This window comes from Acinetobacter ihumii (genome assembly GCF_900625095.1).
GTDB lineage: Bacteria > Pseudomonadota > Gammaproteobacteria > Pseudomonadales > Moraxellaceae > Acinetobacter > Acinetobacter ihumii.
Map to the genome: position 1 here is coordinate 558,109 of NZ_LR130760.1, position 15,286 is coordinate 573,394.

Below are 15,286 nucleotides of genomic sequence, written 5' to 3' on the forward strand. Positions count from 1 at the left end.
CGCAAGAATTATACTCTAGGCCACATTATTGTATGTATGCATTATGGCGAAATCACCCAATTTACCAACACAATACAGCAGTTTTATCACAAAAAATGATACAAGGAATGCATTGTTCCTTAGTTTAGGCTGTAGTCTGTTTTTAAGTTTGGGCGGATGTAGTACCCTTCCCAAAGCGGGTCCAGAAACCATCCAACTTTCCAGCCAAATTGACACCTCAAATACTTCAATTGCTAAAGTGGTACAGCCCTTACGTCAACAGAATCCAGAGCTGACGGGTTATCACTTGCTGTATGATCCACTCGAAGCGCTCACCGCACGACTCAGACTGATTGATAAAGCTGAAAAAAGTCTGGACTTACAGTATTACATCTGGGACAACGACCGCGTTGGAGCATTGGCTTTACATGCGATTATTCGTGCTGCGGACCGCGGCGTAAAAGTTCGTTTATTAATTGACGACAATAACGCAAAGAAAATGGAAGGTGTTTTGCTGGCCTTGTCACAGCATAAAAATATCGATGTCAAACTGTTTAATCCCTATCGTTTTCGTCAATACCGTGCCATTGATATGGTACTGGACTTAAAACGGATTAATCGTCGGATGCACAATAAAAGCTTTATTGCCGATGATCAAATTGCCTTAATTGGTGGTCGAAACATGACCAATCAATATTATAGTAGCAGTGACAATTATCAGTTTTCCGATGTCGATGTGATGCTGGTCGGCTCTGCGGTCGATGATATCGTGGATTCTTTTGATGATTACTGGAATGACAAATATGCGTATTCTGTCATCAATATTGTCAATCCAAATACGCATTATTTACGTTATCCAGAACTCAAACGCCAATTAGATGAACATTACGAACTGGCGAATGTACAAAATTATTTGAATTTGGCTGCGCGTTCACATGCCTTTGATCAATGGTTTAATGGGAGTATCCAGTTTGACTGGGTGCAGGCAAAAGTGGTGAAAGACTCTCCAGACAAAATTCGCGCCAAGGCCAAAAAAGAACAACATCTTAATTTTCAATTGATCAAAAATTTGGAAAAACCAGAAGAAAATATTGATCTGGTTTCAGCGTATTTTGTGCCCGAAAAAGAAGGTGCTCAACATTTAAGTCAATTGGCACAAAACGGTGTGCAGGTTCGGGTACTCACCAACTCTTATAAAGCCAATGATGTCCCCGTCGTGCATGCTTTTTATGGGAAATATCGGCAACAATTACTGGAAAATGGTGTGCAGTTGTACGAGTTTTTACCCAGTATTGACGATGAACCCGATAAAAATACAGAGGAACTTTCTAAAAAAGCCGAGATTAGTCTAAAAGGACTCAGTCGCTCGAGTCTACATGCCAAACTCATGACCTTGGATCAAAAACAGGTGTTTATTGGTTCGTTTAACTTTGACCCTCGATCTGCCTATTTAAATACAGAAATTGGGGTGATTTTAAATAGTCCGACCTTAGCAAAAAGTATTCATCAAACCATGGATCAACAGCTGACCCACTATGCTTATAAGCTGGTACTGGATGCTAACCATAAAATTAACTGGTACCGACAAACACCGACCAGCACGAAAATTTATAAAAAAGAACCCCGCATGAAATGGTGGCAACGTATAGGGATTAAAATGGTTTCATGGCTACCAATTGAAGGTTTTATGTGATCAAACCTCGACCTCAATCGAACCATTATATTTGCCTTATTCTTGAGTCTTTACAGCATATTTTAACACGCGCGCATGCAACTCTTTAAGACCTTGTTCCATCTTTTGCTGTACTTCGGCAGTGAGACTACTCACAGTATGCCCCTGTACTTCAATTTCAGGTAGGGTCAATAAATGTGCAGTCACTTTTGGCATCTCCAGAACACGTTGTACATGTTCAGCAAACGTCATTTCTCCAATAAATGGTGCAACCGTATCCAGCTCTCCCTGCTGATTGACATAACAAATTACACAGACTTGTACAGGTCGTTGCGCCTCAATTGCTGCGCCTAAAATACGCCCATGCACCCGTTTTATACTTTGTCCATCTGTGGTGGTTGCTTCAGGGAAAAAAAGCACGGGGATATCTTGTTTTAAAAAGTCAGTAATTTGCTCACGAATTCGTACTGAATCTCCCGAACCGCGCTTAATAAACAGCGTTCCCCCACCTTTGGCAAGTTTACCTAAAATAGGCCAGTTTTCGACTTCAGCTTTGGCCAAAAAGAATACGCGCGCACCTGAACCCAATACCGCAACATCCAGCCATGAAATATGATTACTCACCCACAATGAAGGATTGCGTGGAATTGTGCCATGCACCTCAACATCAAGATTAAATACCTTGCACAATTGACGACAAAAATACTGAACATAACGCGTGTTCAATGGATTATTGGGATTTTTATACAGTTGATGACGGTAAACCAAATAAAAGCCTTCACCAATCACCCCCAAACCAGTGGCTAATTTTTTACTATATAAAAAAACTTTTTCTACAGGATTTAAGCCTGCTTGAGTCACAGTATTTGATTGAGTCATACACACTTCATTGTTGTTAAAATTACCATTGCGACTCATTCTATACCGAACTTGATCGAGTTGCATTGATGATAAAAATCGAACAACAACATTTAAAATTTCAATTTCCCGTCATTATTAATATTGATTATCATTTACTTGTTCAATTGAAATCATTAAGGTGTAAATATCATGCATACTTCTCCATTGAAACAACATCAGCACTCAATTGCCTCAATCACAAATGGCTTACGTCAGATTCTAGGTTGGTCCATTTTATATGCAGGCGCGCTCATTTTACTTGCGCAGCAATTTAATACGCTGGTTTAATAAATCCTGATTGAATCAACCGTCATTGAATCAATAGATTTATACGCGCGATAACAGGATTAGAGTCGCGCCAAAGGACGGTTTATCTTAGAATGAACCTTTCGTTAAACGAGTTTAAACATCTGTGGAAAATTCAGGACAAGTACAATCAAGGGAACGCGTCATTTTGGTCAGTGTAGCTGTGCATATGCTCGATGATCTGGATGTTGAGGAGTTCCGTCTACTTGCCACATCCGCAGGTGCCACAATTTTGCAACATCTCTGCGTACAACGTCAGAGACCTGATCCTAAATTTTTTATAGGTTCAGGTAAAGCCGAAGAAATCGCACAACAGGTGCAAGATTTAGAAGCCGAACTGGTCATTTTTGATCACTCTCTTTCACCTGCACAAGAACGTAATCTGGAAAAAATCATGAAATGTCGGGTGATAGACCGCACAGGATTAATTCTGGACATTTTTGCGCAGCGTGCCCGTACCCACGAAGGGAAATTACAAGTCGAGCTCGCTCAACTCAAATATTTATCGACCCGCCTCATTCGGGGTTGGGCTGCTGGTTTTGAGCAGCAAAAAGGGGGCATTGGACTTAAAGGGCCGGGCGAAACACAACTTGAAACGGATCGTCGTTTAATTAAAGTACGCATTACCCAGTTAAAAGATAAATTGGTTAAAGTCCAGCATACCCGCATGCAAGGTCGTGCTGCGCGGCAAAAAGCGGCTATTCCAACGGTTTCTTTGGTCGGTTATACCAATGCCGGCAAGTCCACCTTATTTAATATTTTAGCCAATAGCGATGTGTATGCAGCCGATCAATTGTTTGCCACACTAGACCCTACCCTACGCCGTCTGGATTGGGATGGTATCGGGGCAGTCGTACTTGCCGATACCGTCGGTTTTGTACGTGACTTACAACATGATTTGGTTGAATCCTTTAAAGCGACCCTAGAAGAAACGCTTGAGGCAACTCTTTTGTTACATGTGATTGATAGCCATAGTCCAGACATGCTGGAACAAATTGAAGCAGTTGAAGGTGTACTCAAAGACATTGGTGCGGATGCGCCTGTTTTAAGGGTATATAACAAAATTGACCTGAGTGGAGATGAACCCAAGATTATCTATGCAGAGCCTCATTTGCCCGATCGAGTCTATGTCTCTGCTCATTCAGCGCAAGGGCTCGACTTACTCCAACAAGCAGTTCAAGAATGTTTAATGGGGCAACTACAACAGTTTGAACTGGTTTTGCAGCCTGCCTATGGCAAGTTACGCACACAACTCTATTCACTCAATGTGATTCAAAATGAACACTATGATGATGCAGGAAATCTTCATTTAAAGGTTGCCATCGCTCCGCATAAACTTGAACAATTAATTCGACAGGCGCATTTACCGCTTGAAGAAATTTTGGGTGAACGTGCTAGCCAGTTTAAACGACCACTCGAAGCATTTGAAATCAAACCCTAGATCGGTTAAAACGTGAATATTCAAATGATAAATAGATGAGCAGCATGGATAGGTTAAAACAGATTGACTGGTTGGCATGGCTTGCAACCATTGCACTGATTATTGGATTTCGCGAAGGTGCAGTGCTGGTGATGCGCGCCTTTAATCATGCTGAACTCGGCAATCTAGTCGGTCTTATCAGCTTACTGCTGGTGCTATTGGTCTGGAGAAAATTTAAAAAACTCCCACATCGACTGGTGGATACCAATAATAAAATCATGAAAGAAAGTGGATTTGCCTTTTTGCCGATTTGTGCAGGTTCACTGATCATGCTGGTGCATATGGGCAATGAAATTCCATTATTCTTGTTGGTTCTGGTGATCAGTACGCTGCTTCCGCTATGGATTTATGCCAAAATGGCCAAGCACTGGCTTTAAGGAGATCGAAAAATGCTGACCGTTGTTTATGGTTTTTTGATTACGCTCATCGCCTATCTTTGTGCCAAACCTTTAAATAAACGTTTACCACAAGTGCCACTTTTAGTGTTTGCCATGTGTATTGTTGTTGCCCTCCTTGCTTTAGTGGGTATGCCCTATCAAGACTATTTAACTACCGTCAATCCTTTGTTTAATCATTTACTTGGCTATGTCACAGTTGCATTGGCGATTCCACTTGCCGCCATGCGTTATGATGATTTACCGCTCAAATCCATGATCGGGATTCTGGTATTTGCCAGTGTGAGTGCGGTGGCCTTACCCATGGGGCTTGCTTATTTGTTGCACATGTCTGAACCCACCATCTTGGCGTTCGCCACCCGTGCTGTTACCACCCCAATTGCCTTAAATATTGCGACCTTGTTGCATGCACCTTTGACGATGGTCACGCTCATTGTGATTTTATCTGGTGTGATTGGTGCTGCATTTTCTCCTTTTATTTTGCGACATATTAATGATGAACGTGCCAGTGGTCTTGCATTAGGTCTAGCAGCACATGCCATTGGCACTGCGCAAGCTTGGCAAAGAGGAGCAGTAGCCGGTCGTTATGCTGCGTTTGGAATGGCAATTAATGGTGTATTTACCGCAATCTGGTTACCCACTTTTATTCTCTCTATCCAATAATTTTTGACTTAATAATCAAAAATAAGCATTGAATACGATATAAATTAAACCTAAGATAAAAACAGTTGTCATTTAGGACAAAAAAGTTATCTGATTACTCAAAAAAGGATTTTAAAATGAGAAAACTAAAATTAGTCGCAGCACTAATGTTGTCTGGATTTAGTAGTCTGGTATTTGCACAAGATATCTCAGGGATCTGGCAAAACATTGACGACAAAACAGGATCACCTAAAGGTCTGATTGAAATTCGTCAGGATGCAAATGGCGCGTATATCGGTAAAGTCATCAAAATTACTCCTCGTCCGGGATATACTCCAAAAGAAACCTGCGTGAATTGCCCGCCACCTTATACAAACAAACCTATTTTGGGAATGGATGTATTAACTGGACTCAAACATGACAAAGACCTAGATTATAAAAATGGTAAAATTATTGATCCTTTAAGCGGCAAAATTTACAGTATGAAAGCTAAATTAAGCCCGAATGGTAAACGTTTACAGTTGCGTGGCTATGTCGGTGTTTCTGCCCTTGGTCGTACTCAAATCTGGATTCGCCAAGAATAAAAGTGCAATTTTGCAAAGCCAAAAGTCACCCAAGGGTGACTTTTTTATTTTGATGTCTAACCGAGAGGGTTGTCTACCTGAAAAAGCAGTTGATCTTCTAAGCGATAAGCAATCAATTGATTTCCCCATACTGCTCCGCCATCGACATTCTGGATTTTTGGATTAATTGTTCGGCCTTGTAATGCTGCCCAATGGCCAAACACAATTTGATGCGTTTGCGCGCTTAAGCTCTCAAATTCAAACCACGGACGAAAGCCTTCAGGCATTGGGGCTGTTAATTCATCTTTAAAACTAAATTCCAAACGACCTTCAGCATTGGTTAAGCGCATACGAGTCAAATAATTGGTAATGGCACGTAACCGCGGCATGCCCGTCAAATCATCCGACCACAACGTGGGTTCTTCGCCGTACATTTCCGCCAAAAAAGCATCAAGCTGATTTAAATCTTGATTTGCAACCTGCGCTTGTAGTTCTTGGGCCAATTGCGCGGTTTTTTCAGCCGTCCAGATACAAGGAACTCCAGCATGAGTCAAAATCGTGTGATCATTTGGAAATAAACACAATGGCTGGCGACGCAACCAATCAATCAGCTCATCGCCATCTATCGCATCAATCACCTGTTGGGTATTGTCTTTAGCCTTGATTTTTTTGAAACCGCGAGCAGTCGCAATTAAAGTTAAATCATGATTACCCAGCACAGTATGAGCTGCACCACGCTCTGCTAATTTTTTGACAAAACGCAAAGTGCCGACTGAATTTTCTCCACGTGCAACCAAGTCGCCTGCAAACCAAATCACATCCTGATCTGGATCAAAGCGAATTTCTTTGAGCAAGGCTTTTAAGGCTTCAAAACAGCCTTGTACATCTCCAATCACATAGTTATAACGTTTAGACATTTTTAAAACTACCCAACCATATGATCAGATAAAGCCACGAATTGTGCCAAGCTTAAAGTTTCGGGACGCGCCATTGGATCGACCCCTGCTTTTACAAACCCTTCTTCATCCAACATGCCTTTTAAACTATTTCTTAAAGTCTTTCGACGTTGGGTAAATACATGTGAAACGAGACGAGACAAAGCTTTTTCATCCTGAGCCACAATTGGTTTTTCAAGATAAGGGACTAAACGAAATACCGCACTGGTCACTTTGGGTGGTGGATTAAATGCGCCAGCAGGCACTTCAAACAAAAATGTAGGTTGACAATAATATTGAATCATCACCGACAAACGACCATATTCTTTGGTATTGGGTGCAGCAGTAATTCGCTCGACCACTTCTTTTTGTAGCATAAAATGCATGTCTTTAACTTTGTCACCAAATTCCAAGAGATGAAAAAGTAATGGCGTCGAAATATTATAAGGTAAGTTCCCGACCACACGTAGTGGACGACCGTCCTCTGCTAACTGGCTAAAATCGTATTTCAGTGCATCTGCTTCAACAATAGTTAAACGTTCTGGATGCGGTACACGCTCAGGCAAACCAGCCGCTAAATCACGATCCAGTTCAACAACGGTCAGCGCATCACACTCTCCAATCAGTGGTGAGGTAAGTGCGGCTAAGCCAGGACCAATTTCAACAATATTTTCGCCGGGGCGCGGATTGACTGATCGCACGATTTTGGCAATCACACGTTGATCATGTAAAAAGTTTTGACCAAAACGTTTACGAGCTTTATGCCCTTCTTCTTTCGGGTTTAGGGCATTAATTTGATACATAAAAACGTTCCAACATAAATCAATTATTGACGCGCCAGATCTAGCGCCAGATCAACCGCAACATGCAAACTTGAGCTTTTCGCCAAACCTGTCCCTGCGAGTGATAACGCAGTGCCATGATCAACCGAAGTGCGAATAAAAGGTAAACCCAATGTAATATTGATGGCTTCACCAAAGCCCTGTGATTTTAACACAGGTAAGCCCTGATCGTGATACATCGCCAAAACTGCATCTGCCTCTTTTAAATGTTCAGGCGTAAATAAAGTATCCGCAGGCAGACTTAAACTCATATTGATGCCTTTTTGACGATAGCTTTCCAGCACAGGATTGATGATTTCAATTTCTTCGCGTCCCAAATAACCATCTTCACCAGCATGAGGATTTAACCCGCAGACTAAAATTCGTGGCTGCTCAATTTTAAATTTGCTGGTTAAATCGTGCAGCAGAATATCAATGACCTGATGCAATCGATCCGCTGTAATCGCATCTGCAACGGCACGTAATGGCAGGTGTGTCGTTGCCAAAGCAACACGCAAAGTTTTGGTGGCTAACATCATCACCACACGATCAACCTCAGAAAATTCTTGATAAAATTCGGTATGTCCACTAAAGCGAATGCCAGCATCATTGATTACAGATTTTTGTACTGGTGCGGTTGCTACCCCAACACCTTTACCCGTCATGGCATACTCAGCAGAACGTCGAAGTTGTTCAATCACATAAGCTGCATTTTTGGAGTTTAATTCGCCAGACATGACAGGAGCATTTAACGGAACATGTTCGATATAAAGCTGACCTGTTTCGCAAGACTCAGTTTGTCCGTGGTACGCGATGAGTTCAACGTCTACTTCCAACTGTTGCGCACGTTGTGCTAACAGCTGTTGATCGCCCAATACCACAATCGGTCGCTCATCGACACGTTCAGCCAGACTTAAACAGATATCTGGACCAATGCCCGCTGGTTCTCCACTGGTGATATATAAAGGACGCACACTCTGCCTCACTTAGCCCTATTCTTTATGGCATTCAGTATATTCAATTTTGAGTCAATCACGGGTAAAATATTGTCGCCGATTCACAATTATTTCTTGTGAATCCATCTATATTCGTATAGAATTCGGTCTCCTTTTGTTTGGACTGATTCCACCGTCCAAACCAACTATAATAGGTAGTGGTAATGAAAACTCTCAGCGCTAAGCCTGCTGAAGTACAACACGACTGGTACGTTGTTGATGCTTCTGGCAAAACTTTAGGTCGTCTTGCGACTGAAATCGCTCGTCGTTTACGCGGTAAACACAAGACTTCTTATACGCCTCACGTTGACACTGGCGACTACATCGTTGTGATCAATGCTGAACAAGTTCAAGTGACTGGTAACAAAGCACTTGATAAAAAATACTATCGCCACACTGAATTCCCAGGCGGTTTAAAAGAAACTAATTTCGAAAAATTAGTTGCTCACAAACCTGAAGAAATCTTCCAACGCGCTGTAAAAGGCATGTTGCCAAAAGGTCCTCTTGGTTATGCAATGATCAAGAAGATGAAAGTGTACGCTGGTAGCGAGCATCCACACGTTGCTCAACAGCCACAAGTTTTGGACATCTAAGGGATAAAGCACATGGCAACTAATTATGGTACAGGTCGCCGTAAGACCGCAACTGCACGTGTTTTCTTATCAGCTGGTACTGGTAAACTCGTTATCAATAACCGCACTTTAGAGCAATATTTCGGTCGTGAAACTGCTCAAATGGTTGTTCGTCAACCACTTGAGTTGTTAGAAGCAACTGAGAAATATGACCTTTATATCACTGTTAAAGGTGGTGGTATTGGTGGTCAAGCTGGTGCAATCCGTCACGGTATTACTCGTGCCTTGATCGCGTCTGACGAAACTTTAAAACCAGTTCTTCGTCAAGCTGGCTTCGTGACTCGTGATGCGCGTGAAGTTGAACGTAAAAAACTTGGTTTACGTAAAGCACGTAAACGTCCTCAATTCTCTAAACGTTAATTCGTTTTTGGATTGGACAAAACCCTGGATTTTTCCAGGGTTTTTTATGCATTGTCATAGTACCCTCTCTATTGGAAATCCTATTTAAGTTCTTGGATTTATCATTTTATTCTAAGTAACGAGATAAAACTTATTGAAGTGCGTATTATCTTTTTAGTGTGAATTTTAGTATGCTAGTCCATTCTATTTTTTAATTTTTGAGATATGTCAGTCGAAACTACATCTGTTCAAGGAATCACGCTTTATAGTCATGCAGATGATTTTCGCTCACACTGGATTCGTTTTTTATTGGCAGAGAAGCAAATCAAGCATCAACTGGTTCTCGTGGACTATGATGATGAAGATCTCGCCAGTTTAAATCCTTATAATCAGCTCCCCACTTTATTGGAAAATGATTTAAAACTATTTTCCACTTCTATTATTTCTGAATATATTGATGATCGTTATCGTCAAAACAAACTTTATGCAGACTCTCCCGCAGCACGTGCTGAGCAACGCCAATATATCTGGCGATTTGAACAAGACTGGTTTAAACAAGCCGATCTCATGCTGAAACATGCCGACACTCTCGATATTTCTCAGCAAAAAAAAGCACAGCAAGAATTTAAAGATACACTGATTGCACTTACGCCTTTATTTCAACATTTTCCCTATTTTATGTCAGAAAACTTTAGTATTTTAGACTGTATGCTGGCCCCTATGTTTTTAAGACTAGAAAGTATGGGAATCAAATTAGCTCCACAACAATCCCGCCCTATTTTGCTCTATTGTAATCGTGTATTTAGTCGTCCTGCTTTTGTTAAATCCATGACACAACAGGAAAAAATACGTTATAGTGCCCTTGTAAGTCGTTAAGAGAAATTTGTCATGTCCGATCAAGAAATCAATTTAAGTCCCACTCGTCCTTATATGGCACGTGCTATTTATGAATGGATCTGTGACAATCAGCTAACGCCTTATCTAATGGTCGATGCAACTCAACCTTATACCAGTGTACCTGAGCAATTTATCAAAGACGGGCAGATTATCCTGAATATTGCCCCGCATGCCGTCCATCAGTTTCAAATGAGTAATGAAGCTGTCACCTTCTCGGCGCGTTTTGGTGGTGTGGCACGAGATATTTATGTTCCCATGTCTGCATTAATTGGACTATACGCACGTGAAAATGGACAAGGTTTATTCTTTGACCCTGACGAATATGCCAATGTGCAAATGACTGAAGATGCTTTAAAATCAAATACTCAAGACCAAGTTGAATCAGAAACACCTAAGAAAAAATCAAGTTTACGATTATTAGATTAAATTTACGGAGTGTCCGATGGCTTTTGATTTAGTACATTATTTTGCTGAGCAGACCGAAATTCAAAAGCCTCAGCTATTTTCACAATATTCGCGTGAACAACGCAGTACTGCTATCTTTGAATTGAATGCCCTGACGCTAGGTAAGCTAATTCAACTTTGGCGTAGCGATAAAAATAAGTTATATCAGGAAATTCAAAATATTGATCCGCTTTATTTACAGGGCATTGCTCGACATCTAGTCACTTCTACGCACAATCAATCAAAATTGAGCAGCAAAGAGCTAGAGACTGCCTTGATGGAGGTTCTTGAGCTACAATTTTCAGAAATCAAACAGCTAGATGAAACGGGTCATTTTGGTCAGACTGGATTGGGAGAGTTACTCAATGGGCAACTTGAGCATTTGTCTGGTCAGGCTGATGACTGGGTTTGGTCAACTAATCAACTTACAGAGCTCATTGGCTCAAAACCTCAAAATACAGAGGATATCTCCTTAGATGAAACAATGAAGGAATTTAATCAAATGGTTCATACTGCACAAACTCCTAATACCACACATGATGATCATACTACCGAGGTCGTAGTTGAGTCACAACCCGTGCCATTTTGGTCAAAAATAGTAGCCCCTTTAATTGCTTTAGCAATCTTATTATTTTTATACACTCAGTATAGTAACTTGATTCATTAAGTTTATTTAATGAATTTTAAAATAGATTAATACTGTTTTACTGAGATGCATAATTAAATCGATTACGCATCTTTTTTTATTTTCTCTATAATAAGAAAGACACTTCTTCTAATTTTCTTGTACATTCATGTAGTTTTATATCTATATGCTGACTCTACTTAAAGGATTAACCAGTAGTAAGTAGATAGCTTTTATTCTACTTGGCTTAAGTAAAGATCCAGCACTACGAATGAAATAACAAAGCATTACATTAGATGAAATCCTATTCACAAACTATCATTCAGCATTTTACCGATCACGCTAAACCGATTGCTGCAATCTGTCACGCACCTTGGACCTTAATTGATGCAGAACGCATTAAAGATAAAAATCTAACCTCTTATAAAAGCATACGCCTGGATCTGGAAAATGCAGATGCGCATTGGGTAGATGAAGCCGTCCATCGATGCAACACAGGGGGGTGGGTACTGATTACCTCTCGTAATCCAGATGATATTCCTGACTTTAATCAGGCGATATTAAAAGAACTGGATTAGAAAAAAAAGAGAGGATGCTTTATCTTATTCTATTTTTTGTATTTTTCTTATCACAAAAAAAAAGCACCCCAACATTTGAGTTGAGGTGCTTTAAATTTAAAAGCTGGCGATGACTTACTCTCACATGGCCAATGCCACACTACCATCAGCGCGAAGAGGTTTCACTTCTGAGTTCGGGAAGGGATCAGGTGGTTCACTCTTGCTATTGTCGCCAGCAAACTAAAAAGGCACATGCGAAAATATGAATGGTTTAATTAGGCAATATTTACCTAAAGGGATTGATTTAAATCAGGCAGATCAGCATTATTTAAATCAAGTTGCCATGTCACTGAATACTCGTCCTAGAAAAGCGTTAGATTGGCTTACACCATTAGAGAAATTTGCTCAGCTTGTTGATTATCATAAGACTTTTCAAACTGTCGCACCTCATGTTTGAATTCGCCCCTTTTTACACGTCTGTATAAACCATTGTCTTGCAACAGGTTCATTACTTTGTGAAAACCAGTGAATCCCGACAAAAAAACCTGCCATATCAAAAGGTAGCTCAATCGCATGGACATTGGCCTGATTCAAATACTGTGCCGCAGCGCGCATGGGTAAGGTGACTACCAGCTCTGTTCGGTCCAGTACCCCTTGTAGCACCCCAAAATGCGGAACTTCAAGTGCAATATGACGTTGATAACCCAAAAGTTTGAGTACATGATCAACCTGAGTATGGCCCGTAGTGGATTTAATCGCCACATGCGATTCTGCCAAATAATCCTGTAAGCTGATCTGCCCCTGAATGCGTGGATGATGACAATTCACCAATGCCACATAACGCTCCTGAAATAGGGTTTCATACTCTAATCGATGAAATTCGAGATGGGTGCTATTAAAGACAGCCGCATCAATAAATCCTTCGACTAGCCATTTTTCTACCTGATCAATTTTAATTTCTTCAATTTCAAGCCTGATGTTGGGTGCGTGACGTTGTAAATATTCAACTAATACAGGTAGTAAGCAAATTTCACCAATATCTGAAAGCCCTAGACGAAAGACTTTATTAGACACCGCTGGGTTAAAATTTAATGCTTCATCAATTGCGATTTCTACATCAGATATTGCTCGTTTAAAAACAGGATAAAGTTCATGAGCCAGCTTTGTCGGCTCAACACCATATTGTGTACGTTCAAATAGTGGATTGTTCAACTGCTGCCGTAAACGATTTAAATTGTAACTGACTGACGGCTGACTTAGATTTAAAATATCTGCTGCTTTGGTGATATTTTTAGTTTCATAAACACAAATAAAGATACGTACTAAAGCCAGATCCATGATGAACTTCCATTATTTTTAGTCATTTTAAAGTGAAATCAAATATTCTCCCTCTGATTAATCGGTTGGGTTAGAAATATTCTAAAAATTCAAGCAATTGCAAATTGTCGAAAAATAATAAGGAAGAATAAAGTGAGAATATGCGTTTATATCATATTCTCACTCTCTCGTCTCATGAGGCACACTGTATATTCATTTGAGTCTTGGCAAAGACAATATCTCGCTCAATTGGATACTGCCATAACCAGTCAAAACGATGAATTAAATGCTCGCCAATCTGTTCAAAGCTTAGATAATCGGATGAATACAATTCATAAATTTCACCCGACTCACGTGAAGTACGTTGTACCTGACAAGCACGTGGTTTACGCAAATCTTCATAAACTTGCGAAAGTTTAGGCAGTACTGGTATGGTTAAACTTTCTTGTTCAAATAGCGCAGCTAAAATTACTGCATCTTCAAGTCCTTGACCCGCACCCGCACCCTGATGTGGCAGCATGGCATGCGCGGCATCCCCCATCAGAATCACTCGACCAGAAGCACTTTGGTAGCTGTCTAATTCAGCTAACTCATGTAAAGCCCAGATAGTTGGTTTTTCAATCAGCTTCAGTAAAATCTGACAACTTTCACTCCAGTCGGCAAAGTCTGCAAGCATGGTCTGTGAGTCAACTGCTTGAGTCCATGCTGTGCCTTGTGGCAATGTCTTTTGACTACGATCAGACTTAAACGCAACGATATTAATTTGTTCGCCGCGTCGAATCGGGAAAGTCAAAATATGTTTGTCTTTGCCTAATAACATTTGTGGAACATCTGCTATTTGCACATCCAGACCGGCTTGTTCAATCGCTTGTTTAAAATCCTGATATTGGATAATGCCACGATATGCCCATGTGCCTGAAAATTGTGGATGCGCTGTGGGTAAATTCTGACTGGCCAATACATAAGCCCGCACTGCCGAATGAATCCCGTCTGCACCAATCACATAATCCGCGTGTGCCGATGTTCCATCCTGAAAATTTAAAATAATGTGTTCGGCAGTTTCCTCAAGTGAAGCCAGTTTTTTATTGAAATAACATTGTTCACGTGGAACCTGTTTTAAAATACTGTCCAGAAAATCCGCACGATGTACCGAAGACTGACCGACTTGAGGTGCAATTGAACTGGATAGATATTCATCGTTATAGCCATTTCGCCATTGAAACCAGACATCCTGAAAAGGTTCATTTACCTGATCTGCAATAGCATGGTATGCATCAGCCAAATTCAAACATTCAATGGCTTTGACAGCATTTGCACCAAAAGAGATACCCGCACCTATTTCAGAAAATTGTGGCGCAGCCTCATATAAAATGACGTCCAAATGTTTATATCGAAATAAATTTGCCGCAAGTGCCAGACCTGCAATACCGCCACCTACAATAGCAACACGAAGTTTCTTGTTCATTTCTCAAATCCTTTGAGTTTTACCTTGTAAGAAGATTGTGCGAGATCATGAACGAGTAATCCAATTGAAAGTTTTCTATTGTAGTTATTAAAAATTTAAATATTTTAGTTAAATCATAAAATTAAAAAGATAAGTCCTTATAGCTTACATCAGATCCTCAACTGAAATTCAACAATGTTTCATGAAGTGAAATATCAGATGAGACCAGACCAAATGATATCTACATTATATTTTTATAAAGTAGCGATTGATGTATGAAGAATCTAAAAAAACCAATAGTTGTTTTAAATAAGCGTAAGTTCAAATTCTTGAGAAAATTTAG

17 protein-coding genes, 1 rRNA gene and 2 pseudogenes are annotated in these 15,286 nt (G+C 40.4%); 13 read left to right on the forward strand and 7 right to left on the reverse strand.

What is annotated here, in order from left to right:
* The first annotated feature begins 43 nt into the window (after positions 1-43).
* Entirely contained in the window at positions 44-1,672 is a 1,629-nt protein-coding gene (locus tag E0D95_RS02550) for a phospholipase D family protein (protein ID WP_130802402.1), read from the forward strand.
* Positions 1,673-1,708: 36 nt separating this feature from the next.
* Here E0D95_RS02550 and E0D95_RS02555 read toward each other — a convergent pair whose 3' ends face one another.
* Positions 1,709-2,530, reverse strand: a complete 822-nt coding sequence (locus E0D95_RS02555; protein ID WP_130802403.1) for a lysophospholipid acyltransferase family protein — start codon at positions 2,528-2,530, stop codon at positions 1,709-1,711.
* A 171-nt stretch (positions 2,531-2,701) separates the two neighbouring features.
* On the opposite strand from E0D95_RS02555, the gene E0D95_RS15800 reads away from it, so the two are divergent.
* The 5 genes from E0D95_RS15800 to E0D95_RS02580 all read left to right on the forward strand — a co-directional run bounded on the left by E0D95_RS15800 (position 2,702) and on the right by E0D95_RS02580 (position 5,958).
* The gene (locus tag E0D95_RS15800) at positions 2,702-2,839 is read left to right on the forward strand and encodes a hypothetical protein (protein ID WP_165443228.1); all 138 of its coding nucleotides are present in this window, start codon (positions 2,702-2,704) and stop codon (positions 2,837-2,839) included.
* 124 nt (positions 2,840-2,963) lie between these two features.
* A complete protein-coding gene (hflX, locus tag E0D95_RS02565) occupies positions 2,964-4,298 on the forward strand; it encodes a ribosome rescue GTPase HflX (protein ID WP_130802404.1) in 1,335 nt (444 codons plus the stop codon).
* 44 nt (positions 4,299-4,342) lie between these two features.
* Positions 4,343-4,714, forward strand: coding sequence for a hypothetical protein (locus tag E0D95_RS02570; protein WP_130804822.1), 372 nt, complete (start codon positions 4,343-4,345; stop codon positions 4,712-4,714).
* 12 nt (positions 4,715-4,726) lie between these two features.
* Positions 4,727-5,395 (forward strand): LrgB family protein, encoded by a 669-nt coding sequence (locus E0D95_RS02575; protein WP_130802405.1) that lies wholly within the window; start codon positions 4,727-4,729, stop codon positions 5,393-5,395.
* A 116-nt stretch (positions 5,396-5,511) separates the two neighbouring features.
* The gene (locus tag E0D95_RS02580; RefSeq protein WP_130802406.1) at positions 5,512-5,958 is read left to right on the forward strand and encodes a DUF2147 domain-containing protein; all 447 of its coding nucleotides are present in this window, start codon (positions 5,512-5,514) and stop codon (positions 5,956-5,958) included.
* Positions 5,959-6,014: 56 nt separating this feature from the next.
* On the opposite strand, the gene E0D95_RS02585 is transcribed toward E0D95_RS02580, so the two are convergent.
* Genes E0D95_RS02585 through pdxA form a run of 3 tightly spaced genes read right to left on the reverse strand, consistent with a single transcriptional unit; the run spans position 6,015 to position 8,667 of the window.
* On the reverse strand, positions 6,015-6,854 hold the full coding sequence (locus E0D95_RS02585; RefSeq protein ID WP_130802407.1) for a symmetrical bis(5'-nucleosyl)-tetraphosphatase: 840 nt from the start codon (positions 6,852-6,854) through the stop codon (positions 6,015-6,017).
* Between the two features lie 8 nt (positions 6,855-6,862).
* Positions 6,863-7,675: a 16S rRNA (adenine(1518)-N(6)/adenine(1519)-N(6))-dimethyltransferase RsmA gene (gene rsmA / locus E0D95_RS02590; protein ID WP_130802408.1), complete on the reverse strand. Its 813-nt coding sequence runs from the start codon at positions 7,673-7,675 to the stop codon at positions 6,863-6,865.
* A 23-nt stretch (positions 7,676-7,698) separates the two neighbouring features.
* Positions 7,699-8,667, reverse strand: coding sequence for a 4-hydroxythreonine-4-phosphate dehydrogenase PdxA (gene pdxA, locus E0D95_RS02595; RefSeq protein ID WP_130802409.1), 969 nt, complete (start codon positions 8,665-8,667; stop codon positions 7,699-7,701).
* A gap of 185 nt (positions 8,668-8,852) precedes the next feature.
* On the opposite strand from pdxA, the gene rplM reads away from it, so the two are divergent.
* From rplM to E0D95_RS02625, 6 genes and pseudogenes are all read left to right on the forward strand, one after another.
* Complete coding sequence (rplM, locus tag E0D95_RS02600) at positions 8,853-9,281, forward strand: 50S ribosomal protein L13 (protein ID WP_130802410.1); 429 nt, start codon at positions 8,853-8,855, stop codon at positions 9,279-9,281.
* Positions 9,282-9,293: 12 nt separating this feature from the next.
* The gene (rpsI, locus tag E0D95_RS02605) at positions 9,294-9,680 is read left to right on the forward strand and encodes a 30S ribosomal protein S9 (RefSeq protein WP_004992397.1); all 387 of its coding nucleotides are present in this window, start codon (positions 9,294-9,296) and stop codon (positions 9,678-9,680) included.
* Between the two features lie 204 nt (positions 9,681-9,884).
* Positions 9,885-10,535 (forward strand): glutathione S-transferase N-terminal domain-containing protein, encoded by a 651-nt coding sequence (locus tag E0D95_RS02610; RefSeq protein WP_130802411.1) that lies wholly within the window; start codon positions 9,885-9,887, stop codon positions 10,533-10,535.
* A gap of 12 nt (positions 10,536-10,547) precedes the next feature.
* On the forward strand, positions 10,548-10,982 hold the full coding sequence (locus tag E0D95_RS02615; protein ID WP_130802412.1) for a ClpXP protease specificity-enhancing factor: 435 nt from the start codon (positions 10,548-10,550) through the stop codon (positions 10,980-10,982).
* A gap of 16 nt (positions 10,983-10,998) precedes the next feature.
* The gene (locus E0D95_RS02620) at positions 10,999-11,667 is read left to right on the forward strand and encodes a hypothetical protein (RefSeq protein WP_130802413.1); all 669 of its coding nucleotides are present in this window, start codon (positions 10,999-11,001) and stop codon (positions 11,665-11,667) included.
* A gap of 266 nt (positions 11,668-11,933) precedes the next feature.
* A pseudogene (locus E0D95_RS02625) lies at positions 11,934-12,203 on the forward strand (DJ-1/PfpI family protein); the annotation flags it as partial.
* A gap of 101 nt (positions 12,204-12,304) precedes the next feature.
* Here the strand turns inward: E0D95_RS02625 and rrf are convergent.
* A 5S ribosomal RNA gene (rrf, locus tag E0D95_RS02630) occupies positions 12,305-12,419 on the reverse strand.
* 7 nt (positions 12,420-12,426) lie between these two features.
* Between rrf and E0D95_RS02635 the strand changes: the two are divergent.
* Positions 12,427-12,639: pseudogene (locus tag E0D95_RS02635) on the forward strand (transposase); the annotation flags it as partial.
* Here the strand turns inward: E0D95_RS02635 and E0D95_RS02640 are convergent.
* Both E0D95_RS02640 and salA read right to left on the reverse strand, forming a co-directional pair.
* On the reverse strand, positions 12,630-13,520 hold the full coding sequence (locus E0D95_RS02640; protein WP_130802414.1) for a LysR family transcriptional regulator: 891 nt from the start codon (positions 13,518-13,520) through the stop codon (positions 12,630-12,632). The pseudogene E0D95_RS02635 and the gene E0D95_RS02640 overlap by 10 nt on opposite strands.
* A 172-nt stretch (positions 13,521-13,692) precedes the next feature.
* Positions 13,693-14,964 carry a salicylate 1-monooxygenase gene (gene salA, locus E0D95_RS02645; RefSeq protein WP_130802415.1) on the reverse strand — a complete coding sequence of 424 codons (1,272 nt, stop codon included), beginning with the start codon at positions 14,962-14,964 and terminating at the stop codon, positions 13,693-13,695.
* Positions 14,965-15,286 lie beyond the last annotated feature (322 nt).